Here is a 21,475-nt window from a genome sequence, read left to right as displayed (position 1 = left end):
CGCCTATCCGATTGCGGCTTTCGGCCCCCGGCGACGGACTATTCACCGGCGGCACGACGCATCGTGGCGTGCTGCATACGCTCGTCGTCGAAGCGCTCGAGATGATCGAACTCGGGGTCCTCGTCGTCTACTTCGAGCACAACGGCGCCCGGACGCCGCAGCCGGGCGGGGATGAGACGCAGTTCCTCGTCGCTACGGGATTCGACCCCCAGCCGGGAGCGATTGAGCCGCGCGGTTCTGCGCCTCCGGATCTCCTGCTCGATCTGGACCTGACGGCGGAGGTAGGCGAGATAACCGACGAGGCCGACGAGGCCGGCCACGAAAATCCACCACATCACCGGGGCAATGATCAGCGCGAGCGCCGCGGACATAATCGTGCCGAACACGAGGCCGAGCACCGAGCGCTGGCGGAAGGCGTATCGGGCCTCCCGCGCGATCGCATCGGCCTCCGGGTCGAAGCCACCACGCCCACGTCGCACCGGCACGTAGTCACCGACCGGGGCCCGGCCGGTGTCGAGATCGTCTTCGTCTGCGTGAGTATCCACAAGGTCCTCCGCGTCGTAGCCGTAGTGGTCCGGTTCCGGTTGCCAGTACGGGTCGCTGCGGTGTCCTGCCGCGGGACCGCGCTGCACGGGGCGCTCGTCACCGCGGTGCAGCACGCGCGTTGCGAGGGCAGCGTCACTGGTTTGCCGGATCCGGGGGCGGTTGTTGACCAGCATCGGGACCAGGACGAAGAGCCACACGACGACGAGCCCGATCCAGAGAAACGAGTTCGGCATACGGCAGCCTCCTCCCAATCGTCTACCAGCACGGATACCGCTGTTGACACTCCCAGGCTAACCGCATGGACACGCACATCTTCGCAGACGCGCCGATCTCACCATACTCAGGTGTCACATGCGTAACGCGAAAATGTGGCGCTCGACATGCTCGAAAAGGACGTGAATTCTTCTTCCGCCGGGAGTGCCCGAAACGGCGACCTCGACTGGCAACGTTTGATACCGTCAGATAACTGCTGTGTAGCTGGACGATTGTCCAGAAGCTTTTGCGGCTGTTACGCCCATGTCGCTTTGCCGCTGCGGACGAGGGAATCGGCGACAGTTCCCATCACGTCCTCGACCGTCATGCCGACCAAGATGTGGTCACGCCACTGGCCGTCGACATCGAGGTACCTCTTCAAGAGACCCTCTTCACGAAATCCGACGTTGCGGAGCACCGCCTGACTCGCCAGATTTTCCGGGCGCACGGTGGCCTCGATGCGATGCAGTCCCACCGGACCGAACGCGTGATCCAGCCCCAGCGCGAGGGCTCCCGTGGCCACGCCGAGTCCGTTGACGTCGCTGGCCACCCAGTACCCGATCCACGCCGAGCGCAACGCACCGCGAACCACATTGCCGATCGTGATCTGCCCGCAGAAGTTTCCGTCGAGCTCGATCGCCATCGGCAACATGCGACCCTTACGCGCCTCGGAGCGCAGGCTGCTGCACAGTCCCGGCCACCCCGAAATATGGTGCCGCGCATCCCATGGCGCTTCGCCGGTCGGTTCCCACGGCTCGAGATGGGCACGGTCACGGATGCGCAGCCGACTCCACGCCGCGGCGTCGCGCAGTCTGATGGCACGCACGGTTACCACCCCGCCGTTGACGCGGAGTGGGCCGAGGTGCGGCGGCCAGCCCGGATGCTGGGTCATCCCCGTTGCGCCAGGAACGCCACGTCCACCTGGTCACCGGTACGCACCTCGGTGACTTCCGGGTCGATCAGCACGAGACAGTTGGCTTCGGCGAGCGTGGCGAGAAGATGCGAGGACGCTCCGGGCGCACCGCCGAGCGCCTGAACCAGGTACTCACCGGTGGCCTCGTCGCGCATGAGCTGGCCCCGCAAGAATCCCTTGCGGTCCTCGATCGACGTGATGGGTGCGACAGTGCGTGCGGTGACGACGCGGCGCATCGGCTGCCGGCGTCCCAGCGCGATCCGGATGAGGGGACGGACCATCACCTCGAAGACCACCAGCGCACTCACCGGGTTCGACGGGAGAAGAAAGGTCGGGACCTCGTCCCGGCCGAGCTGGCCGAATCCCTGCACCGACCCGGGATGCATCGCGACCCGGTCGACCTCGAGATTGCCGAGGTCGGCGAGTGCGTCGCGGACATCCTCGGAGGCCCCACCCCCGACCGCACCCGCGATCACCACGATCTCGGAGCGAATCAGTTGCCCCTCGACCACCTCGCGTAGGCGCCGCGCGTCGGCGCTCGCGATGCCGACGCGATTGACGTCGGCGCCCGCATCACGTGCGGCGGCGGCAAGCGCGTAAGAGTTGACGTCGTATACCTGACCGGGCCCAGGGGTCCGGTCGACGTCGACGAGTTCGCCGCCCACGGAAATGACGGACAACCGCGGCCGTGGGTGCACCAAGACCTTGTCGCGACCCACGGCCGCAAGCAGTCCGACCTGAGCCGCTCCGATGATCGTGCCGGCCCGCACGGCGACATCTCCGGGCTGGACGTCGTCGCCCGCACGGCGCACGTAGTCGCCGGAGCGGACCGGTTTGTAGATCTTGACGCGTGCGCGGCCGCTGTCGGTGCGGTCGAGCGGCAGCACTGCGTCGGCGAGCGTCGGGAGCGGGGCCCCCGTGTCTACCTTGACCGCCTGTCGCGGCTGGAGACGGATGGGCTGCCGGGAGCCGGCCGACACTTCCCCCACGACGGGAAGAGTCAGCTCGACGGGAGCGCCGTCGTCGTCACGAAGGTCGGTCCCGGCGGCCTGGACATCGACGCTGCGAACGGCGTACCCGTCGATGGCTGCCTGGTCGAAACCGGGAAGCGGCCGTTCGGTGACCACTTCCTCGGCACATAGCAGTCCCTGCGCTTCGGAGATCGCGACCCGGACCGGCCGCGGCGCCACCGCAGCCGCGGTCACAATGGTCTGTTGCTCCTCGACCGACCGCATGTAGTTCGTGCCTCCCGAGCTTCTAGGAATCCGCCCGCTTCAATCGGTCGGTCAGCCATTCACGCAGCGACGGGCCGTACTCGTCGCTGTTCAAGGCAAAGTCAACAGCAGCGCGGATGTACCCGCCGGGATTTCCGAGGTCGTGTCTCGTTCCGCGGTGCACGACCACGTGCACGGGATGGCCGTCCTTGATGAGGAGGGCGATGGCGTCGGTGAGTTGCAGTTCACCACCCGCTCCCGGTTCGATACGGCGCAAGGCGTCGAAGATGTCCCGGTCGAGGATGTAGCGGCCGGCTGCCGCGAAGGTCGAGGGCGCGTCCTCGATGGCAGGCTTCTCCACCATTCCGGTGACCTTGAGGACGTCCGGGTTGACGGCATCAGGCACCGTTTCGACCTCGAAGACGCCGTAGGAGCTGACCTGATCCTTGGGTACATCGATCGCGCACAGGACGGTGCCGCCGCGTTTGTGGCGCACCCGGGCCATGGTCTCCAGTACGCCCCGGGGCATCACCAGGTCGTCGGGCAGGAGTACGGCGATGGCGTCCTCGTCGTCGTCGAGAACCGATTCTGCGCAGCTGACGGCGTGACCGAGCCCGAGAGGCTGATCCTGGACGACGGATTCGACTTCGAGGAGGCCTGGAGCCTTCCGAACCTTCTCGAGAAGGTGATACTTGCCGCTCTCCTTCAGCTTGCTCTCGAGGACGAGATCCTCGACGAAGTGGGCAACCACACCGTCCTTGCCCGGCGACGTCACGATTACGAGGCGTCCGGCCCCGGAATCAGCAGCTTCACCGGCGACGAGCTCGATACCCGGGGTATCGACCACCGGGAGCAGCTCTTTCGGCACGGTCTTGGTCGCCGGCAGGAATCGGGTACCCATTCCTGCTGCGGGCACGACCGCCGTGCGAAAGGCGCTGTTGGTGTGCGGAACGGCATCTGTCATGCCCCACACCATAACTGTGTAGAGCTACTCAGCAGTCACCAAGCGGCCGTGAACGGCCACGGAGAACCCACCGAGAATGCCTGCTCGGGTACTCCTACAGTGGTCGCATGCAGGCGCGAAGCAAGACCGAGTGGCGGGAACAGGTACTTTCCGGCCGACGTGCACTGGACTCGGGCGTGCGAGCGGCCGAAGATCGGGCACTCGCCGAACTGGTCACAGTCGGTGTCGCGGCCGATTCGGTGGTCTGTGCTTACGTTCCCACGGCACTCGAGCCGGGGTCGGTGGATCTGCTCGACGCCCTCGCCAGCAGCGTTCGACGCGTCCTCGTTCCTGTCACCCGCGGTCCCGGGCCACTGTTCTGGTCCGAATACACCGGTGCCCGGCAGCTGGTCGATGCACCGTACGGCCTGCTCGAGCCGACGGGAGCCGTCCTCGCTCCCGAAGAAATCCGGACGGCCGAGATCGTGTTCGTGCCCGCTCTGGCAGTCGATCGGCGCGGCGTCCGCCTCGGGCGCGGAGCCGGCTTCTACGACCGCACGCTCGGACTCGCGACACCGCAGACGCGTCTGATCACGGTGGTCCGCGACGAAGAACTGGTGGCCGAACTCCCTGAAGATCCTCATGACGTGCGGATGGGCTGGGCACTGACACCAGTTTCCGGACTCGTCCGCCTGGGCGAGGACATCGAGTCCGGCCCGGGAAGAACTGCCGCGGAATAAGGTGCTGATTAGCATTGTTGGCACTGTCGACTGTAGAGTGCTAACACCTGCGGTTTGACTACACAGTGCGGAGGAGCCCCAGTGCCCACTTATTCATACGCGTGCACGGAATGCGATAACCGCTTCGACATCGTTCAGTCGTTCAGCGACAATTCGCTGACCGTCTGCCCTGCATGCTCGGGCAAGCTTCGCAAGCTGTTCAACTCCGTCGGAATCGTCTTCAAGGGAAGCGGTTTCTACCGCACCGACAGCCGCGGATCCTCGGGAGCCGCCAGCGAGCCCGCCAAGACCGAGTCCGCGCCCGCTGCGAAGGCGGAAAGTTCGTCAACGGCGTCTTCGAGCTCGACGAGCACCGCGACCGCTGCGCCGGCCAAGGCTGCAGCCAGCTAACTTCACTCGCGGAACCTCTTTATCCACAACTTCTTGCCTATCCACAGGCAGGCCGTTCGCTGCCCCTCGAGGGCCGGGTGGGGTCCTAGCGTCGAATCATGTCACGCAACCCCGCCCGGAATCGGGTCACCCGGGCGCACCGAAGCCTCGGTCCTTCCTGGTTCGATCGCCTGTCCGACCTCACCCACCCGAGCTGGGCACGCACCCTCGTCGCACGACGCGTAGCAGCAGCCGGTCTGGCGTGCCTCGCCGTCGCGCTCGGACTTCGCGGCGACCCCGACTCTGCTCACTCTCCCGTCGTGGTCGCTGTGCGCGATCTTCAACCGGGACGAATCCTCGTCGACACCGATCTCGAGGTACGGCAACTCGAAGTGCGGAGCCTTCCCGACGGAGCCGTCACCGCGCTGTCGGATGTCAGTGGTCGCACACTCGCCAGCCCAGCTCGCGCAGGCGAAACGCTCACGGACGTGCGAGTGCTGGGACCACGCCTGGCAGCGACGGCCGCGGGTATCGAGGATGCGCGCATAGTCCCGGTTCGCCTCGCTGATCCGGCGGTGGCGGAACTTCTCAGGGAAGGTGATCGCGTCGATGTCCTGACCGTCGACTCGGACACACCAGCACACTCGGGTCGGCCGCAGAATGCCACCGTGTTGGCCTCCGACGCCGTCGTCGTACTGGTCACTCCGTCGGGGAACGGCCGTGACCAGCGTGATCGCGTGGTGATGCTGGCCCTGCCGGCAACCGAAGCCACCACGGTGGCCGCTGCATCGCTCACCAATGCGATCACCGTGACATTCCAGTGATCCGCCACCTGCGCCGCCTCTGATCTAGGCTTTGCCCGAAAGAGTGCCGACTGACGTGCCACCCACTGGAGGAGACATCGACATGCTCAAGGGATTCAAGGACTTCCTGCTTCGGGGGAACGTCCTCGACCTCGCCGTCGCAGTAGTCGTCGGGGCCGCGTTCACCGCCATCGTGACCTCGTTCACCAACAACGTGATCAACCCGCTCATCGCAGTCGCGGGTGGAGCCAACGATCTCGGGTGGGGCTACCAGGTCCTCTCGGACAACCCCGCAACCTTCATCAATGTCGGGGCCGTGATCACTGCCGTCATCAACTTCGTGATCATCGCGGCGGTGGTCTACTTCATCCTCATCGTTCCTGCCAACGCCGCGAAGAAACGGTTCATCACCGAACCCGCCGACAAGAAGGCAAGCGAGGCCGACCTGTTGATTCAGATTCGCGACATCCTCGAGGCGAGCCTCGAAACCGACTCCTCGGGAACCACTGCCGGCGGCGCGCATTCCATGCCCGCGGACAAGGCGGCGAACCTGGAGGAGACACGCCGATAAGCTCCGCCCTCACACGGACTCGGGCCCGTGCACAGTCCAGTGCACGGGCCCGACGTCTCAGCGCTACAGAAGAAGTCAGCCGAGGCTGAAGGGCTGTCCCCACAGGGTGACGGTGCCGTCGACCGACTCGGTCGAGACACTCACCTTGGCGTAGGAACGAGCCTGGGCGTAACCGGCGCAACCGGACACACCGAACGTCTCGTCCGAGTAGGAGAAGCCGCCGCTGTTGCCCTTGAAGCTGAAGCTGCTCTTGTGAGCCTCGGCGCCATAGTCATCGGTGTACTCGATGTCGAGGATCGGCACGTTGGTGGCCTTACCGGGACCGATCGAGACGCCGCTACCGGCACCACCCTCGACCGGGATGCTGGCGGGATCGCCACCGGCAGCCGCACCGACGACCTCGGACGGAACGAGCGACGCACCGGCCTCACCGCCGACCTCGCCACCGAAGTTCAACTGGCACGCCACGATGTAACCGGCATCGATGCTGCCGCCCTTGGCGGTGCCACCGTTGATCGACACATCGATCGTGCCCGACGTCCACACGTTGCGGTGCAACGGAGTCGAACCCATCGACGGGCTGATGTTCGCCGTGTTACCGGTCTGACGCACGGTCACCACGGTGCCGTCGAGCAGCGTCTGCGTGATCTCGCCGTCCTGCAACGGAACGAAGGTATCGGCATTGGCCGCACCGGTGGAAAGGAGGCCGATCGCGACGGTGGCCGCGGCGACCACGCCGGCAGCCTTGGCGCCGTGGCGCAGGGTCTTGCTGTTCATGGTTCCCCTCTAGGGTTACTGATCGCTTACGCGAGAGTCGTGAATGGAATCGATTGGGAGCGGCAATCAGCCGATGCTGAACGGCTGCCCGTAGAGGGTGGCCTTGACGTAGTGGTTACCCGGAACCTCCACCACCGTGTACGCCCGAGCCTGCGCGTAACCACCGCAACCCTGCACCTCGATCTGCTGATCGCGGTACTGAATCGCCGACACACCCGGCTTCAGATCTTCCTTGGTCTTGATCTTCGCGAACTTGACCTCGCCGGCCTCGATCGGCACCGACAACGAGCCACCCATACCCAGCGCATCGAAACCGAGATCCGCGCTGAGCTTGCCCTTCAGACCGGTGATGTCGACCTGGCAACCCACGATGTACCCGGTGGTCAGCGTCGCACCCTCCTCGGGGATCTCCCCACCGAGCTCGGCGAACACATCGCCCGACACCCACGCCGTGCGGCCCGCACCATTAGCGGCCAGCGACGGAGAAACCAGAGCACTCTCAGCATTACGGGCGATCTTCGCGCTCACACCACCGGCGTTCACGACCTTCTCACCACCCGGCAGCGGCACAAAAGTATCTGCATTCGCAGCACCCGTCGACATCAGGCCGAGCACAACAGCCGCAGCGGCACCCAGGCCGGCAACGCGGACTCCACGGCGCAGACCGGTCTTTCGGTTCTCGCTCATTCGTTCCCCTCATCAGGTACCGCCCAACCGGCTTTCGGTTAGGCAGTCATTACCTCGTGACGGAATAAAGTTAGCGGAAACAACATAAAAATGTGATGTCTACGTGTCCTGTTCTATGTCCACGCTGGCCGTCGTGACCGAACTGTGACATGCAACAGGGCGCATAGAGCGAGGTTGGGGGCGTGCGAAAGTGACCGCACGCCCCCAACTCCGAGGTTCTACACCGTGTGAAGTTTTTTGGACTTCACACGTCAGCCGAGGCTGAAGGGCTGTCCCCACAGGGTGACGGTGCCGTCGACCGACTCGGTCGAGACACTCACCTTGGCGTAGGAACGAGCCTGGGCGTAACCGGCGCAACCGGACACACCGAACGTCTCGTCCGAGTAGGAGAAGCCGCCGCTGTTGCCCTTGAAGCTGAAGCTGCTCTTGTGAGCCTCGGCGCCATAGTCATCGGTGTACTCGATGTCGAGGATCGGCACGTTGGTGGCCTTACCGGGACCGATCGAGACGCCGCTACCGGCACCACCCTCGACCGGGATGCTGGCGGGATCGCCACCGGCAGCCGCACCGACGACCTCGGACGGAACGAGCGACGCACCGGCCTCACCGCCGACCTCGCCACCGAAGTTCAACTGGCACGCCACGATGTAACCGGCATCGATGCTGCCGCCCTTGGCGGTGCCACCGTTGATCGACACATCGATCGTGCCCGACGTCCACACGTTGCGGTGCAACGGAGTCGAACCCATCGACGGGCTGATGTTCGCCGTGTTACCGGTCTGACGCACGGTCACCACGGTGCCGTCGAGCAGCGTCTGCGTGATCTCGCCGTCCTGCAACGGAACGAAGGTATCGGCATTGGCCGCACCGGTGGAAAGGAGGCCGATCGCGACGGTGGCCGCGGCGACCACGCCGGCAGCCTTGGCGCCGTGGCGCAGGGTCTTGCTGTTCATGGTTCCCTCTAGGGTTACTGATCGCTTACGCGAGAGTCGTGAATGGAATCGATTGGGAGCGGCAATCAGCCGATGCTGAACGGCTGCCCGTAGAGGGTGGCCTTGACGTAGTGGTTACCCGGAACCTCCACCACCGTGTACGCCCGAGCCTGCGCGTAACCACCGCAACCCTGCACCTCGATCTGCTGATCGCGGTACTGAATCGCCGACACACCCGGCTTCAGATCTTCCTTGGTCTTGATCTTCGCGAACTTGACCTCGCCGGCCTCGATCGGCACCGACAACGAGCCACCCATACCCAGCGCATCGAAACCGAGATCCGCGCTGAGCTTGCCCTTCAGACCGGTGATGTCGACCTGGCAACCCACGATGTACCCGGTGGTCAGCGTCGCACCCTCCTCGGGGATCTCCCCACCGAGCTCGGCGAACACATCGCCCGACACCCACGCCGTGCGGCCCGCACCATTAGCGGCCAGCGACGGAGAAACCAGAGCACTCTCAGCATTACGGGCGATCTTCGCGCTCACACCACCGGCGTTCACGACCTTCTCACCACCCGGCAGCGGCACAAAAGTATCTGCATTCGCAGCACCCGTCGACATCAGGCCGAGCACAACAGCCGCAGCGGCACCCAGGCCGGCAACGCGGACTCCACGGCGCAGACCGGTCTTTCGGTTCTCGCTCATTCGTTCCCCTCATCAGGATTCTTGCTGGTTCCCAGTCACGACCTTCGAGACTGAGGAGTGGTCCATGTCGGGCCCAGAGCAGCATTCACGGCCGTCATGACCGCGGAGTGAATTCCGGGTTATCACAACCTGATTACCGCACTGAAGTCGAAATCACTGACAAAGCATCAGAGTTTCGACTGGGCAACGGCACACGACCCTGCCCTCCATCTCCAGTACTGACTCGCCGAGGACAGTAACCGGGAGTTGGTTGCTTAAGCAATTAATTCCCGAGGAAACGGAATCGTGATGTATGCCACACCGCAAAACGTGTCCACCGTGTGGGATTCCGGCAAGAATTCGGACCTTGCGCCGCTTCGCTGACCAGCACATTCATGCGGCGTTCACGTGAAGTTCGGTAACGTTAACACCTGGTTCACGAGCTGGAACGATGTCTGTTCTGGGCGAAAAAAACCGTCGATGTCGCAGTAAAGTGTGGCCTGGGCCACGAGTGCCCCGGTCCGCCGCCGGATACAAAAACTTCGGCTGATTCCAGAGGCAGACCGCAGATCACGATTGCCTTACGGTAGTTCTTTCCGACGATAACTATCCGTGATGGGGAGGTTTCTGGCGGCGCAGCCACTCGTCGGATTCACTGCCCCGTTCATCCCGACTCGAGGTGTCGTCGGGCCCGCGTTCGTCGGCGGTGGTGTCGGGGAAGACGTCCCCGAAGATGCGCGCGAGCCGGGCCCTGTCGATCGGGGCCCGGCTCGGTGCTGCGTTCTCGGTCGGCTCGCCGTCCGACGGAGGGGAGGTGGAAATGGCTCAGCCTTCCAGACCGGACAGCTCGGTGATGACGTGCGACGCGAGAGGCGTCAGCGTCGCCATGCCGTCTCGCACGGCAGCGCGCGAAGACGCCAGGTTGACCACCAGCGTGCTTCCCGACACACCCGCGAGACCGCGCGACAAACCGGCGTCGAGGGAACCTGCTGCGAGGCCGGACGTGCGCAGCGCTTCGGAGATTCCGGGGATCTCCCGGTCGAGTACCTCCGCGGTGACGTCGGGCGTGACGTCACGCGGCGAGACACCCGTACCGCCGACGGAGACGACGAGGTCGACCCCGCCGATGACGGCGGTGTTGAGGGCGTTGCGAATCTCGACCTCGTCGGCTGCCACCGCGACGATGGCGTCGACGATGAAGCCGGCCTCGTTGAGCAACTCAGTGACCAGCGGACCGATGGAGTCCTTGCCGTCACCGTGGGCGGTGCGGTCGTCGACGATAACTACCAGCGCGCGGCCGGCCAGCGAGGCTTCGATATCCATGGTCCCTACCGTAGTGGCCCCGTTCAACACGGACTCGACCTGCCCGAGGATCCCTGCGTTCATCATCGGCCGCCCTGTTCTGCGGTTCCCAGCGTGACATCGACGGTCTTGGTGTTCGACCCGTTTCCGTCCGAGTACGTAATGGACACTGTGTCTCCTGGTGCGTGGGAACGGATGGCAGCGATGAGGGCGTCACCGCTGGTGATGACACGGTCGTCAACCTTGGTGATCACCGACCCCTTCGGAATTCCGGCCTTCTCGGCCGGGCCGCCCGGCGTCACCTCGACGACGGTGGCACCGTTGGCGGCATCCTGCGACGGGACCTGGATGCCGATGATGGCCTGCGTGGCCTTGCCGGTGTCGACCAACTCGTCGGCGATGCGGCGGGCCTGATCGACCGGGATCGCAAATCCGAGGCCGATGGAGCCGCTCTGCTCCCCCGCTCCGGTTCCGCCGATACTCGCGATCGCCGTGTTGATCCCGATCAGTTGCCCGTCCATGTTCACGAGAGCGCCACCCGAGTTGCCCGGGTTGATCGCCGCGTCGGTTTGCAGGGCGTCGATGACGGTGTTCTGGTTGCCCGACTCACCGGAGGTCGACACCGGACGGTTGAGGGCGGAGATGATTCCCTCGGTGACCGTGCCTGCCAGCCCGAGCGGCGAACCGATCGCCACCACCTGCTGGCCCACCTGGACGTTGGCGGACGTTCCCAGTTCGATGGGTGTCAGATCCGTTTTGCCCGACGCCTTGATGACAGCCAGGTCGGAGACCGGGTCGGCGCCGACCAGGGTTGCGTCCGCGGTGCTGCCGTCCGAGAAGGCCACCGTCAGCTTGCCCCCTCTCGCCGCCGCGCCGGCGACGTGATTGTTGGTGAGGATGAGACCGTCGGAGGACAACACGACCCCCGACCCTTCCCCACCGGATCCGCCGGCGGTTGCGACCTCGATCTGGACGACACTCGGGACCACCTTGTTCGCGACGGCCTGCACGGAGCCCGCGGGGGCGTTGGCCGCGGGAGTTGCGGTGTTGTTCTTCGGAGCGTCGAGTGAATTGGTGACCGCCGCGCCGTTGCCGTCCCGTTGGGTAGCGAGTGAACCGACGGCACCGCCGATGCCGCCGCTCACCAACGCCAGTGCGACAGCCCCGACGACGATGGCCGTCCGCGCGGGACGCTTGGCCGTCGCTGCCGACGCCGGCTGTCCCGGCCCGTAGTGACCGGAGAACGACCCCGTGGGCGCTCCCTGCTGCGGGGCGGCCTGCTGGGGTCCCGAGCCGTGCTGCGGCTGCCCGAACTGATGTGTGGACTGATGTGGAACGCCGTACGGGGCGCTCTGCTGGTAGCCCGCCGATCCGTAGGCCTGCGGGCCCGGTCCGGTAGGGCGGTGCGGCGTGGTCGGGAACTGCTCAGTCGGCTGGTAGCCCGGAATGGGCCGGGCAGCCTGGTCACCGGTGTCGCGACTGTTGCTGTCGGAACTGTTTCGATCTTCGGTCATCGCATCACTTCCATCTCCCGCGGCCACCCGCAGGGGCAGCCGCACCGTCTCTGTGTACGAGAGTGCCCGGTGGGACTGAGAAGGTCCTGAGACCGGCCTTTGAGTTTGCCCAACCCTTCCCCAGGTTATTCCGACTCCGGTTCCCCGGGAAGAACGATGCGGATGAGTGCACCGCCCCGCTCGGAGACGTCCACGGCAATGGTGCCTCCGTGCTTGACGACTACCTGCCGCACGATGGCGAGCCCCAATCCCGAGCCGGGCATCGAGCGCGACGCCATGGACCGGTAGAAGCGGTCGAACACCAGCTCGCGGTCTTCCTCGGGGATGCCGGGGCCGGCGTCGTCCACCGTCAGCTCGAGCAGTCCCTCACCGGCAGGCTTCATCATCACACGCACCTGCTCACCGGTGGGACTCCACTTGGCCGCGTTGTCGAGCACGTTCAATACCGCCCGGGACAACCCGGCGTGATCGCCGTAGACGAACCACGGAACGGTGACGGCGGTGAAGTCGATTTCGTTGCGGCGGCGGCGCGCCCGCTCGAGGCAGCGTTCCACCACCTCACTGAGGTCGACGCGCTCGAACACCGTCTCGGGCGCATCCTCGCGGGCGAGATCGACGAGATCGCCCACCAGGGTGGACAGCTCCTCGATCTGCGCTACCACGTCGGTGCGCAGTTCGGCCATGTCCTCGTCCGGAATGTGCGGGGCGCCAGGGCGGCTCGACGCGATCAGCAATTCCATGTTGGTCCGCAACGAGGTGAGCGGTGTCCGCAGTTCGTGACCGGCGTCCGCCACCAACCGGCTCTGGCGCTCACGTGATTCGGCCAGCGCCCGGAGCATCGTGTTGAAACTCTCGGTCAGCCGCGCGAGTTCGTCGTTACCCGTCACCGGCATGGGGGTCAGGTCATCGGTGCGCGCCACCCTCTCGGTGGCCGCGGTGAGCCGCGCGATCGGCCGGAGCCCGGTGCGTCCCACCGTCGTTCCGGCGACCGCCGCGAGAACGACACCGCACCCACCGACCACGAACAGCACCCACGCCAGTCGGTCCAGCACCGCACCGGTCGGTGCGAGGCGCTGGGCAATCACCAGGGTGCTGCCGTCCTGGGTGCGCTCGGCCAGCACCCGCTGGTTCTCGGCAGTACGCAGCGACGTGCCCTCCTCACCACGGGCGACCGCCAACTCGGGCTCGCCGATGGGAACACTCGAACCGGGCGGCGTGTACGTGTCGAGGTCCGGGAAGATCAGCGCCACACTGATGTCCGTCGTGTACAGCGTCGCACCCGCGATGTAGCGCGGGTCGAACGTCACCAGATTGCTGTCGATCAACGCCGATGCGCGCGTACGCAGCTGATTGTCGACGTCCGCGTAGAGCGCCCGGGACACCACCGCGTAGGCGGCGATCGCCATCACGGCCACCGCTATTGCCACTACCGACGCCGCGAGGAGCGTGACACGCCAGCGCAGCGACACCGACCGCGTCAACGGCATCGGTGGACGCATCTCCGGCGGCAGCTGAATCGGTCCGGTGTGGTAGCGGCCGGTGGCATGCGGTTCGTGCCCCGGCAACCCCGGCTTGTCGGCGGTTCGGTGGAACGGCACAGCCATCACGGCGGAGTCTCCCGCAGCACGTAGCCGACGCCCCGAACGGTATGCAGCAGGCGCGGCTCCCCATCAGCCTCCGTCTTGCGACGCAGATACCCCACATAGACTTCGAGGGCGTTGCCCGACGTCGGGAAGTCGTAACCCCACACTTCTTCGAGGATGCGGCCACGGGTGAGCACCCGGCGCGGGTTGGCCATCAACATTTCCAACAGCGAGAACTCGGTACGGGTGAGGCTGATGGACCGTTCGCCGCGCGTCACCTCCCTGGTGACCGGGTCGAGGGTCAGGTCCTCGAAGGTCATCTTCTCCGAGTCGATTCCCGGTTCGGGCGCCGCCCGGCGTAGCAGAGCGCGCAGCCGGGCGAGCAGTTCCTCGAGAGCAAACGGTTTGGGAAGATAGTCGTCGGCTCCCGCATCGAGTCCCGAAACCCGCTCCGACACGGAGTCGCGCGCGGTGAGAACCAGGATCGGCAGGTCGTCACCGGTGCTCCGCAGCCGCCGGCACACTTCGAGGCCGTCCAGGCGCGGCATCATCACGTCGAGCACCAGCGCGTCGGGTCGTGCGGCCGCCACCTTCTCGAGCGCATCGATACCGTCGACGGCCAGTTCCACCGAGTACCCGTTGAAGCTCAGGGACCGCCGCAAGGACTCCCTCACGGCCCGATCGTCGTCGACCACCAGAATGCGCATACCCGACAGTTTGACCCGGCCGACTGAGTAATGGCTGAGAAGGGTCGGTACGGAGCCGGATGTGATCACTCCACGATGCGCGGTCCCGGCAGGCTCCACTTTCGCCAGAGCGCGAGCAGACGGAGAACCGAGGCCAGCGCCGTGCCCGCGATCAGAGCGGCGTTCGGACCGGACCCGAGTTCACTCGACACGACCACCAGCGCCGACCCCAGGAGCGCGGGGATTGCGTAGAGATCCCTGTGTAGCAGCAGCGGAACTTCGTTCACCAACACGTCGCGCAATATTCCCCCACCGATGGCCGCCGTGCCCCCTATCAGGCACGAGGCCAGCGGGCTCGCGCCGTGCTCGAGTGCAATCACCGCACCCGTACTCGCGAACAGGCCCATACCCACCGCGTCGAGCACGAGAATCTCGCGGCGCAGTCGGCCGAGCGCCGAGTGCAGGAAGAACACCAGCAACGACGTGCCGAGGGCAGTGCCGAAGTTGGGCCAGCTCCCCAGCGACGTGGGCGGATGGATGTCCAGCAGGAGGTCGCGGACGATGCCGCCACCGATACCGGTGAAGACACCGACCACGCACACCCCGAAGATGTCGAGCCGCTTCGTCACGCCCACCAGAGCACCCGACGCCGCAAACGCCGCGATGCCCACCAGTTCGAGGATGTAGAGCAGCACCCGCCAAGGTTCGCACGCGGGCCTGCCCTCGTTTCGTCCCGGCCGGGCCTACCTGTCAGCCGGGTCCAGCAAGCCCAGCTTCACGGCCTTCACCAGCCGGCGGGGTACCCGGTGGGTGGTTCCCCCGACAGTCACCTCCACCAGCTCGGGAACCTGAGCCTTCCACTGCGACCTGCGACTACGCGTGTTGGACCGCGACATTTTGCGCTTGGGTACTGCCATCTTTCTCTCTCCTCCTTCGTCGCCTGTGAGTACTTCTTAACCACGGAGTGTTAAGAAGTACTCACAGGCGCTTGCGCACTCCATACCGGCGTTCGAACTTCTCGACGCGGCCCGCGGTGTCCATGACGCGTTGCGCGCCGGTCCAGAACGGGTGCGACTCACTGGTCACGTCGACCACCACCAGCGGATAAATGTTGCCGTCCGTCCACTCCACGGTGCGGTCGCTGGTCACCGTCGACCGCGTGAGGAACGTGGTTCCGGTGCTGGCGTCCTGGAAGACCACGGGGTGGTAGTCGGGGTGGATGTTCGGTTTCATTCGTGTCCCTCTCTCGAGCTGTCGGGTTCTGCGTACGGTGATTCGCTGCTGTCGCAGGGGTCTTCGTGGAACTGGCCGAACGGGTCGGGCCACGACTCCCACGCGGCCTCGTCGGCGAGTTCTTCGTCGGTGACCAGCGCCCACTGGAGCGTCCGGTCGATGTCGCTGGGGTCGGCAGCATGCACCAGAACCACCATCGAGCTGTGCCGGTCGCCGAACCGTTCGTCCCAGCACAGGGCCGCCATCGCTCGCCGCGCCGTGGGGAGTTGGTCCTGTTCGGCCGGGGTCATCGCGGCCAGCCATCGATCCGCACTCGCCACCCGCAGTCCCCCACCGGCGGATTCGAGCCACAGCGCCTCATCGGGCTGCGTGGCGACCCACACCCGGCCGCGCGCCGTGACCACACCGTCCAGAAGAACGTCGATGGCCTCGTGCAGTCGCTCGGGGTGGAAGGGCCGGTTCGCCGAGAACTCGACGATCATGACCCCGCAGTCGTGCGACAGCGGAGGCTGCCCCCGCAGCAGAGGTGAGTGGGCGTTCGTCAGCTCGCCGCGCCGGGCACCCGAGGGGATTTCCATGAGCAACCGCTCGACGTCGAGTCCGTCGACGTCCCAGGCGATCGGTGCGCCGGGAGCGAGCCGCGCGAGGACGGCGTGGAGCCTGGCCTGCTGCCACCCGTCGCCGGCGCTGCCCGACACCACCAGGGCGTCGGCGAAGTCGACCTGCCCGACGGCGACCTGCGCGACGGTCCGGTCGTCGTCAAGAGCCTCGTCGCCGGTCGCGTCGTCGAGCCACGACTGGGCGTCGATGCACGTGATCACGGCCTCGACACGGACATCGCGTGAGGCGGTCCCGTCCAGCTGGCCGACCACCCCGGACACCACCACGTGCTCGATTGCCCAGCACACGGCCTCGGGTTCGAGCCGGCGGTCGAGGTGCAACACGATGCGCTGCACGGAGCTGCGCGCATGAAGGCGGCGGAGCAACGGGAGCAGGTCTTCCCGGAGTGTGCAGGAGATACAGCCGTGCGCGAGCTCGAGGATTCCGACGCGGGTGCGCTCTCGCCCCGACTCCATCGTGGTGACGGTGCGCCGCACGACGCCTTCGTGCACGAGGTCGAGGTCGTGATGCACGACCACGGTGTCGTCACGGAGCAGCGACCGCGCGACGGTGTCGGTGGGGCCGCTCCATCCGGATACCAGGACGAGCGGCGTCCGGTGAATCTCACTCACGAGCACCCTTTCGATAACGATTGTCATTGCTTACTGAGAAACGCTACATTGGATTTTCGTCGTTGTCGAAAATGATTGTCATCACCTTGCTGACCGGTAGTCGCCTGGATGCGGGAGGAGACAGAAAGGAATGCCCATGTCGGCACATTGCCAAGTGACCGGACGCCGGCCAGGATTCGGCAAATCCGTATCGCACTCCCACAAGCGCACCAATCGGCGCTGGGATCCGAACATCCAGAAGAAGACATATCTTCTGCCCAGCGAGGGGCGGCGGATCACTCTCACCGTCTCCGCCAAGGGGATCAAAACCATCGACCGGGACGGAATCGAGGCCGTGGTTGCCAAGATCCGGGCCCGCGGAGAGAAGGTCTGATGGCCCGGAACGAAATCCGTCCGATCGTGAAGCTGAAGTCGACGGCGGGTACGGGATACACCTACGTCACCAGGAAGAACCGCCGCAACGACCCCGACCGACTGGTGATGAAGAAGTATGACCCCGTCGTCCGGCGCCACGTCGATTTCCGAGAAGAAAAGTAGAAGACACCCCCGATGGCGAAGAAGTCGAAGATCGCAAAGAACGAACAGCGCAAAATCATCGTTGCGCGCTACGCGGAGCGGCGGGCCGAACTGAAAGAGGTCATCCGCCGCCCGTCGAGCAGCGATGACGAGCGCGCGCAGGCGCAGACGGCACTGCAGCGTCTACCCCGGGACTCGAGTCCGGTACGATTGCGCAATCGAGACGCTGCGGATGGACGTCCGCGCGGCCACCTGAGGAAGTTCGGGCTCTCTCGCGTGCGTGTTCGCGAGATGGCACACCGCGGGGAGCTGCCAGGCGTCCACAAGTCGAGCTGGTAAAGGAAGAAGATGGCAGTCAAGAGAGCACCGTCGAAGAAGCCGCGTCCCGTCGAGGGACGCAAGCCGAAGAAGAACCCGTTGTTCGCGGCGAAGATCGAGTACGTCGATTACAAGGACATCAACCTTCTCCGCACGTTCATCTCCGATCGCGGCAAGATCCGTAGCCGCCGCGTGACGGGCCTGACCCCGCAGCAGCAGCGCCAGGTTGCCGTCGCCGTCAAGAACGCTCGCGAGATGGCCCTGCTGCCTTTCACCAGCCGGTAGCAGCTTCTTCGCAGACAACCGAAGGCCGCGTAGTCCACGGACTACGCGGCCTTCGGCGTATTCCGAGCGGAACTAGCCGAGCATCGCCTGCATCTCGGCAATCTCCCGCTGCTGAGCGCTCACGATGCCGGTGGCGAGTTGCTTGGCATCGGGATTCTCGCCCTCCGCCAGTTCGGTGTCGGCCATCTCGACGGCGCCCTCATGGTGCTCGATCATCATCGTCAGCCACATCCGGTCGAACTCGGGCCCCGACATGCCCATCAAGGTGGACATGTCGCCTTCGGACATCATTCCGTCGCCCGACCCGTGGTCCATCCCTTCGTGACCGGTGGACGTCGGAGCGGGGTTACCCGACTGAGCGAGCAACCGTGTGATCTGATCCATCTCCGGTGCCTGAGCGGCCGCGATCCGCTGGGCGAGCGCCAGCAGTTCGGCGTTGTCGGTGCGGCCGTCGACAATCTCGGCCATCTGCACCGCCTGCGCATGATGCGGATACATGCCGCGCAGGAACGTGACGTCGGCGTCGTTGAACTGTGCTTCGGCCCCGCTGCCGGCCTCGGCCGAGATCGACAGGGAGCGGGACGTCGACGAGGCGCCCGAACTGCTCGGGTCGGACGAGTCGGTGCCGCAGCCGGCGAGGACGAGCGCGGCGCCGGCCGCCGCGGCAATGAAAGCTGCATAGGTGGTACGCATGGAAAATCTCCTCATGGACATGCTTCGGGAAAGTGGCAGCAAGATCCGCCGGAGCCCTGAGCTCCGGACTCCCCGTCACACCCGCAGTATCGACAGCTGCGCCAATGACAACACGGTCCACGCCGGTGGTCCACGTCCGGACTGCACTCGGTCGACGCTCACCCGCGACGTCGGCGACGGCGCCTCGGCACCGGCCACGCAGGGCACCGTCGCACGCGTGAGCGCCGGTGCCACGACGACCACGCCGGCGCAGTGGTGTCCGTTGGGGTGCGACTGTTCGCACTCGTTTCCCGTGCAGTCGTGGCCGTGGTTCGTGCCGGGGTCGTGCGAGGCGGCCACGGCATGCAACGAACCGTCATGAGCCGGAGCGGAAGCTGCGGTGAAACTGTGCATCACGAGGACCGCAGCCGCCACCGTGACCAGCAACGCAATGCGTGCGGTGGGCGCACGCCTTCGTCTCGCCGCCGGGGTCATGACTTCCACTGTAGCGGCACATACCCGCCAGGGGTATGACGGTGACACCGAGCCTTTGGTCGCACTCGCATGAGCTCAGAGCGACGACAGGATATCGAGCCCCTGCTGCTCGAGGCCACCGATGGTGTTGGTGAGGATGACCAATCCGCGCTCGCCGCGCCGATCGAGAACCACGGTGCACTGAAAGCCGCCCGTCGCCCCGCCGTGGAGCGTGTACTCGCGCCCCTCGAACGGCACCACCGACCACGTCAATGCCCGGTAGGTGTTGCCGATCCACCGCTGGTCCATCGCGGCGCTGCCCGGCACCGTGCCGTCGATAAGCTGCCGTACGTAGCCCGCCATATCCGCCGCCGTGGACCGCAGCCCGCCGGCGGGAGCGTAGGCGTCGAGCGGCCACGGTTCCTGCGATCGATGCAGTACGTCGAATCCGCGGGTGGCGTCGGCGGGCAGGTCTGCCGCAGTCAGCGGTAACCAGGTATCCGACAACCCGAGCGGTACCAGCATCCGTTCGCGTAGGAGCGACGGATAGTCGGTGCCGGCTGCCGCGGCCAACGCCTGACCGAGCAACGCGAAACCGACCGTCGAATACGCGTAGGTTCCGCGACTGCCGAGCTGCGCCGACTGCACCTGCTGCAGCAGCGCCTCCCGGTCGTATGTGAAGGGATTGGTCGCGGACACCCAGTGGCCCACCGCCACAACGGCATCGGTGGTCATCGGAAACTGCGCCAGTCCCGACGTGTGCGAGGCCAATTCGAACAGGGTCACGTCGGCGACCGGCGCATCCCGCAACGGCAGCAATTCACCGACGACGGTGTCCTCCCGCACCTCACCGCGCGCCACCGCATCGACGAACAGCTGCGCGGTGAACGTCTTGGTGAGAGAACCTATCTCGTACTCGGTGTCGTCGGCCGCACCGAAGTGGGCGAACCGGGTTCCGGACGCGTCCACGTATGCGACACTGGCGTTTTCGCGATAGGTGCGGCTCAGAACGTGTCCGGCGAGCGACACCAATTGCGGGTCACCGCTCGACGGGGGCGCCAGCGCAGACGTAGCGGGAGCCGTGACCGCCGTGAGAACGCAGGCGCAGAACAGCGCGCACAAAATGGTCGTCCGACGCAGCATCGCAACTCCTCGCGCACGTCCGAACGCACGTGCCTCTCCCGGTTCCCGCTCGAGCCTATTGTCACCCACCGGAAAGGCCCCCACTAGACTTCGGACGGTTTGCCGACAAGAGGCTCACCGGTCGAGGAGGTGCCCCGCAGCGTGTCGGGAATAGTTGCGGGATTCACCGTCATCTTCGTGATCATCGCGATCGGCTATATTCTCGGCCGGCGTGGAACGCTCGGAGCGGAGGGCGAATCCGTCCTGGGCAGGCTGGTGTTCTTCGTCGCGACACCGGCGCTGCTGTTCGATTCGCTTGCATCGTCCGACCTTTCCGTGATCTTTTCGCCGACGCTGGCCGTCGCTGCTGCGACCGCTTTGACAGTCGGCGCACTGTACATGGTGGTGGCACGGGTATGGCTGCGCAGGTCGCTACCGGAGCTGACGATCGGGGCGTTGTCGGCGTCGTACGTCAATTCCGCGAACCTGGGCATTCCCATTGCGGTGTTCGTGCTCGGTGATGCGTCGTTCGTGGCCCCACTGCTCCTGTTCCAGATAATCGTGTACTCGCCGATCGCGTTGACCATCTTGGACATCACCACGTTGCGCAGGAGCGCATCGCGACTCGAGACCGTAACCGCACCGTTCAAGAATCCGATCGTCGTGGCCGGCGCCGCTGGACTGGTGCTCGCCCTCGTCGACTGGACCCCGCCCGAAGCGGTGATGCAACCGTTCCGGCTCATCGGCGGCGCCTCCGTACCGGGTGCCCTGCTCGCCTTCGGTATCTCGCTGTACGGGGTGCGCGTCCTCGAAAAGGGAACGAGTCCACGCCGGGACGTCGCACTGGCGTCGGTGCTCAAGATCGGCGTGCAACCCGTCCTCGCGTACCTGATGGCGCGATACCTACTCGGCCTCGAGGGACACGAATTGTTCGCGATCGTGGTGGTGTCGACCCTGCCGACGGCGCAGAACGTCTTCGTCTACGCCAGCCGGTACCGGTGCGGAACGGTGCTGGCGCGCGACACGGCCTTCGTCACCACTTTGGCGGCGATTCCGGCAATTGCGCTGGTCTCGGGACTGCTCGCGTGACGGGGTTACCGTGGCT

At 65.7% G+C, this 21,475-nt stretch carries 28 protein-coding genes; 9 read left to right on the top strand and 19 right to left on the bottom strand.

Annotated elements, in window-relative coordinates:
* Positions 1-38: 38 nt before the first annotated feature.
* The 4 genes from glpR to HYG77_RS23590 all read right to left on the bottom strand — a co-directional run bounded on the left by glpR (position 39) and on the right by HYG77_RS23590 (position 3,889).
* Complete coding sequence (glpR, locus tag HYG77_RS23605) at positions 39-779, bottom strand: gephyrin-like molybdotransferase receptor GlpR (protein WP_208960801.1); 741 nt, start codon at positions 777-779, stop codon at positions 39-41.
* A 275-nt stretch (positions 780-1,054) separates the two neighbouring features.
* Positions 1,055-1,690 (bottom strand): GNAT family protein, encoded by a 636-nt coding sequence (locus tag HYG77_RS23600; RefSeq protein ID WP_109332585.1) that lies wholly within the window; start codon positions 1,688-1,690, stop codon positions 1,055-1,057.
* On the bottom strand, positions 1,687-2,946 hold the full coding sequence (gene glp, locus HYG77_RS23595; RefSeq protein ID WP_109332586.1) for a gephyrin-like molybdotransferase Glp: 1,260 nt from the start codon (positions 2,944-2,946) through the stop codon (positions 1,687-1,689). The genes HYG77_RS23600 and glp overlap by 4 nt, the downstream gene beginning before the upstream one ends.
* Positions 2,947-2,968: 22 nt before the next feature.
* The gene (locus HYG77_RS23590) at positions 2,969-3,889 is read right to left on the bottom strand and encodes a UTP--glucose-1-phosphate uridylyltransferase (RefSeq protein ID WP_109332588.1); all 921 of its coding nucleotides are present in this window, start codon (positions 3,887-3,889) and stop codon (positions 2,969-2,971) included.
* 107 nt (positions 3,890-3,996) lie between these two features.
* Here HYG77_RS23590 and HYG77_RS23585 point away from each other — a divergent pair, with 107 nt between their 5' ends.
* From HYG77_RS23585 to mscL, 4 genes are all read left to right on the top strand, one after another.
* The gene (locus tag HYG77_RS23585) at positions 3,997-4,608 is read left to right on the top strand and encodes a 5-formyltetrahydrofolate cyclo-ligase (protein ID WP_208960800.1); all 612 of its coding nucleotides are present in this window, start codon (positions 3,997-3,999) and stop codon (positions 4,606-4,608) included.
* Positions 4,609-4,689: 81 nt separating this feature from the next.
* Positions 4,690-4,998, top strand: a complete 309-nt coding sequence (locus HYG77_RS23580) for an FmdB family zinc ribbon protein (protein WP_109332591.1) — start codon at positions 4,690-4,692, stop codon at positions 4,996-4,998.
* Positions 4,999-5,096: 98 nt separating this feature from the next.
* Positions 5,097-5,801 carry an SAF domain-containing protein gene (locus tag HYG77_RS23575; RefSeq protein WP_109332592.1) on the top strand — a complete coding sequence of 235 codons (705 nt, stop codon included), beginning with the start codon at positions 5,097-5,099 and terminating at the stop codon, positions 5,799-5,801.
* Positions 5,802-5,883: 82 nt separating this feature from the next.
* The gene (mscL, locus tag HYG77_RS23570; RefSeq protein ID WP_109332595.1) at positions 5,884-6,351 is read left to right on the top strand and encodes a large conductance mechanosensitive channel protein MscL; all 468 of its coding nucleotides are present in this window, start codon (positions 5,884-5,886) and stop codon (positions 6,349-6,351) included.
* Positions 6,352-6,426: 75 nt separating this feature from the next.
* On the opposite strand, the gene HYG77_RS23565 is transcribed toward mscL, so the two are convergent.
* The 12 genes from HYG77_RS23565 to HYG77_RS23510 all read right to left on the bottom strand — a co-directional run bounded on the left by HYG77_RS23565 (position 6,427) and on the right by HYG77_RS23510 (position 17,010).
* Entirely contained in the window at positions 6,427-7,128 is a 702-nt protein-coding gene (locus HYG77_RS23565) for an MspA family porin (protein ID WP_208960799.1), read from the bottom strand.
* A gap of 66 nt (positions 7,129-7,194) precedes the next feature.
* Complete coding sequence (locus tag HYG77_RS23560) at positions 7,195-7,815, bottom strand: MspA family porin (protein ID WP_208960798.1); 621 nt, start codon at positions 7,813-7,815, stop codon at positions 7,195-7,197.
* 251 nt (positions 7,816-8,066) lie between these two features.
* Positions 8,067-8,768: an MspA family porin gene (locus tag HYG77_RS23555; protein ID WP_208960799.1), complete on the bottom strand. Its 702-nt coding sequence runs from the start codon at positions 8,766-8,768 to the stop codon at positions 8,067-8,069.
* Positions 8,769-8,833: 65 nt separating this feature from the next.
* Complete coding sequence (locus HYG77_RS23550) at positions 8,834-9,454, bottom strand: MspA family porin (RefSeq protein ID WP_208960798.1); 621 nt, start codon at positions 9,452-9,454, stop codon at positions 8,834-8,836.
* Between the two features lie 804 nt (positions 9,455-10,258).
* Positions 10,259-10,819, bottom strand: a complete 561-nt coding sequence (locus HYG77_RS23545; RefSeq protein ID WP_109335291.1) for a MogA/MoaB family molybdenum cofactor biosynthesis protein — start codon at positions 10,817-10,819, stop codon at positions 10,259-10,261.
* Positions 10,819-12,249 carry a trypsin-like peptidase domain-containing protein gene (locus HYG77_RS23540; RefSeq protein ID WP_208960797.1) on the bottom strand — a complete coding sequence of 477 codons (1,431 nt, stop codon included), beginning with the start codon at positions 12,247-12,249 and terminating at the stop codon, positions 10,819-10,821. Before HYG77_RS23540 ends, HYG77_RS23545 begins: the two co-directional genes overlap by 1 nt.
* 125 nt (positions 12,250-12,374) lie before the next feature.
* The gene (locus HYG77_RS23535; protein WP_109332602.1) at positions 12,375-13,853 is read right to left on the bottom strand and encodes a HAMP domain-containing sensor histidine kinase; all 1,479 of its coding nucleotides are present in this window, start codon (positions 13,851-13,853) and stop codon (positions 12,375-12,377) included.
* Positions 13,853-14,539, bottom strand: coding sequence for a response regulator transcription factor (locus HYG77_RS23530; RefSeq protein ID WP_109335292.1), 687 nt, complete (start codon positions 14,537-14,539; stop codon positions 13,853-13,855). Before HYG77_RS23530 ends, HYG77_RS23535 begins: the two co-directional genes overlap by 1 nt.
* A gap of 65 nt (positions 14,540-14,604) precedes the next feature.
* Positions 14,605-15,213, bottom strand: coding sequence for a trimeric intracellular cation channel family protein (locus HYG77_RS23525; protein WP_208960796.1), 609 nt, complete (start codon positions 15,211-15,213; stop codon positions 14,605-14,607).
* Positions 15,214-15,261: 48 nt separating this feature from the next.
* Positions 15,262-15,435, bottom strand: coding sequence for a 50S ribosomal protein L32 (gene rpmF, locus HYG77_RS23520; RefSeq protein ID WP_109332604.1), 174 nt, complete (start codon positions 15,433-15,435; stop codon positions 15,262-15,264).
* A gap of 61 nt (positions 15,436-15,496) precedes the next feature.
* Entirely contained in the window at positions 15,497-15,751 is a 255-nt protein-coding gene (locus HYG77_RS23515; RefSeq protein WP_208960795.1) for a type B 50S ribosomal protein L31, read from the bottom strand.
* Complete coding sequence (locus tag HYG77_RS23510; RefSeq protein WP_208960794.1) at positions 15,748-17,010, bottom strand: GTP-binding protein; 1,263 nt, start codon at positions 17,008-17,010, stop codon at positions 15,748-15,750. Before HYG77_RS23510 ends, HYG77_RS23515 begins: the two co-directional genes overlap by 4 nt.
* Before the next feature lie 109 nt (positions 17,011-17,119).
* On the opposite strand from HYG77_RS23510, the gene rpmB reads away from it, so the two are divergent.
* Genes rpmB through rpsR form a run of 4 tightly spaced genes read left to right on the top strand, consistent with a single transcriptional unit; the run spans position 17,120 to position 18,102 of the window.
* Positions 17,120-17,356 (top strand): 50S ribosomal protein L28, encoded by a 237-nt coding sequence (gene rpmB / locus HYG77_RS23505; protein WP_109332618.1) that lies wholly within the window; start codon positions 17,120-17,122, stop codon positions 17,354-17,356.
* Positions 17,356-17,520, top strand: coding sequence for a 50S ribosomal protein L33 (rpmG, locus tag HYG77_RS23500; protein ID WP_109332619.1), 165 nt, complete (start codon positions 17,356-17,358; stop codon positions 17,518-17,520). Before rpmB ends, rpmG begins: the two co-directional genes overlap by 1 nt.
* 12 nt (positions 17,521-17,532) lie before the next feature.
* Positions 17,533-17,838: a 30S ribosomal protein S14 gene (rpsN, locus tag HYG77_RS23495; RefSeq protein WP_109332620.1), complete on the top strand. Its 306-nt coding sequence runs from the start codon at positions 17,533-17,535 to the stop codon at positions 17,836-17,838.
* Between the two features lie 9 nt (positions 17,839-17,847).
* The gene (rpsR, locus tag HYG77_RS23490; RefSeq protein ID WP_005238639.1) at positions 17,848-18,102 is read left to right on the top strand and encodes a 30S ribosomal protein S18; all 255 of its coding nucleotides are present in this window, start codon (positions 17,848-17,850) and stop codon (positions 18,100-18,102) included.
* Positions 18,103-18,174: 72 nt separating this feature from the next.
* Here rpsR and HYG77_RS23485 read toward each other — a convergent pair whose 3' ends face one another.
* The 3 genes from HYG77_RS23485 to HYG77_RS23475 all read right to left on the bottom strand — a co-directional run bounded on the left by HYG77_RS23485 (position 18,175) and on the right by HYG77_RS23475 (position 20,391).
* Positions 18,175-18,795 (bottom strand): DUF305 domain-containing protein, encoded by a 621-nt coding sequence (locus tag HYG77_RS23485; protein ID WP_208960793.1) that lies wholly within the window; start codon positions 18,793-18,795, stop codon positions 18,175-18,177.
* Positions 18,796-18,870: 75 nt separating this feature from the next.
* Positions 18,871-19,269 (bottom strand): DUF6153 family protein, encoded by a 399-nt coding sequence (locus HYG77_RS23480; protein WP_208960792.1) that lies wholly within the window; start codon positions 19,267-19,269, stop codon positions 18,871-18,873.
* A 75-nt stretch (positions 19,270-19,344) separates the two neighbouring features.
* Positions 19,345-20,391 carry a serine hydrolase domain-containing protein gene (locus HYG77_RS23475; protein WP_208960791.1) on the bottom strand — a complete coding sequence of 349 codons (1,047 nt, stop codon included), beginning with the start codon at positions 20,389-20,391 and terminating at the stop codon, positions 19,345-19,347.
* 141 nt (positions 20,392-20,532) lie between these two features.
* On the opposite strand from HYG77_RS23475, the gene HYG77_RS23470 reads away from it, so the two are divergent.
* Positions 20,533-21,459, top strand: a complete 927-nt coding sequence (locus tag HYG77_RS23470) for an AEC family transporter (RefSeq protein ID WP_109332630.1) — start codon at positions 20,533-20,535, stop codon at positions 21,457-21,459.
* Positions 21,460-21,475 lie beyond the last annotated feature (16 nt).

Source organism: Rhodococcus sp. ZPP (assembly GCF_017656075.1).
Lineage (GTDB): Bacteria > Actinomycetota > Actinomycetes > Mycobacteriales > Mycobacteriaceae > Rhodococcus_F > Rhodococcus_F oxybenzonivorans.
This window is presented reverse-complemented; position numbering and strand designations above follow the sequence as displayed.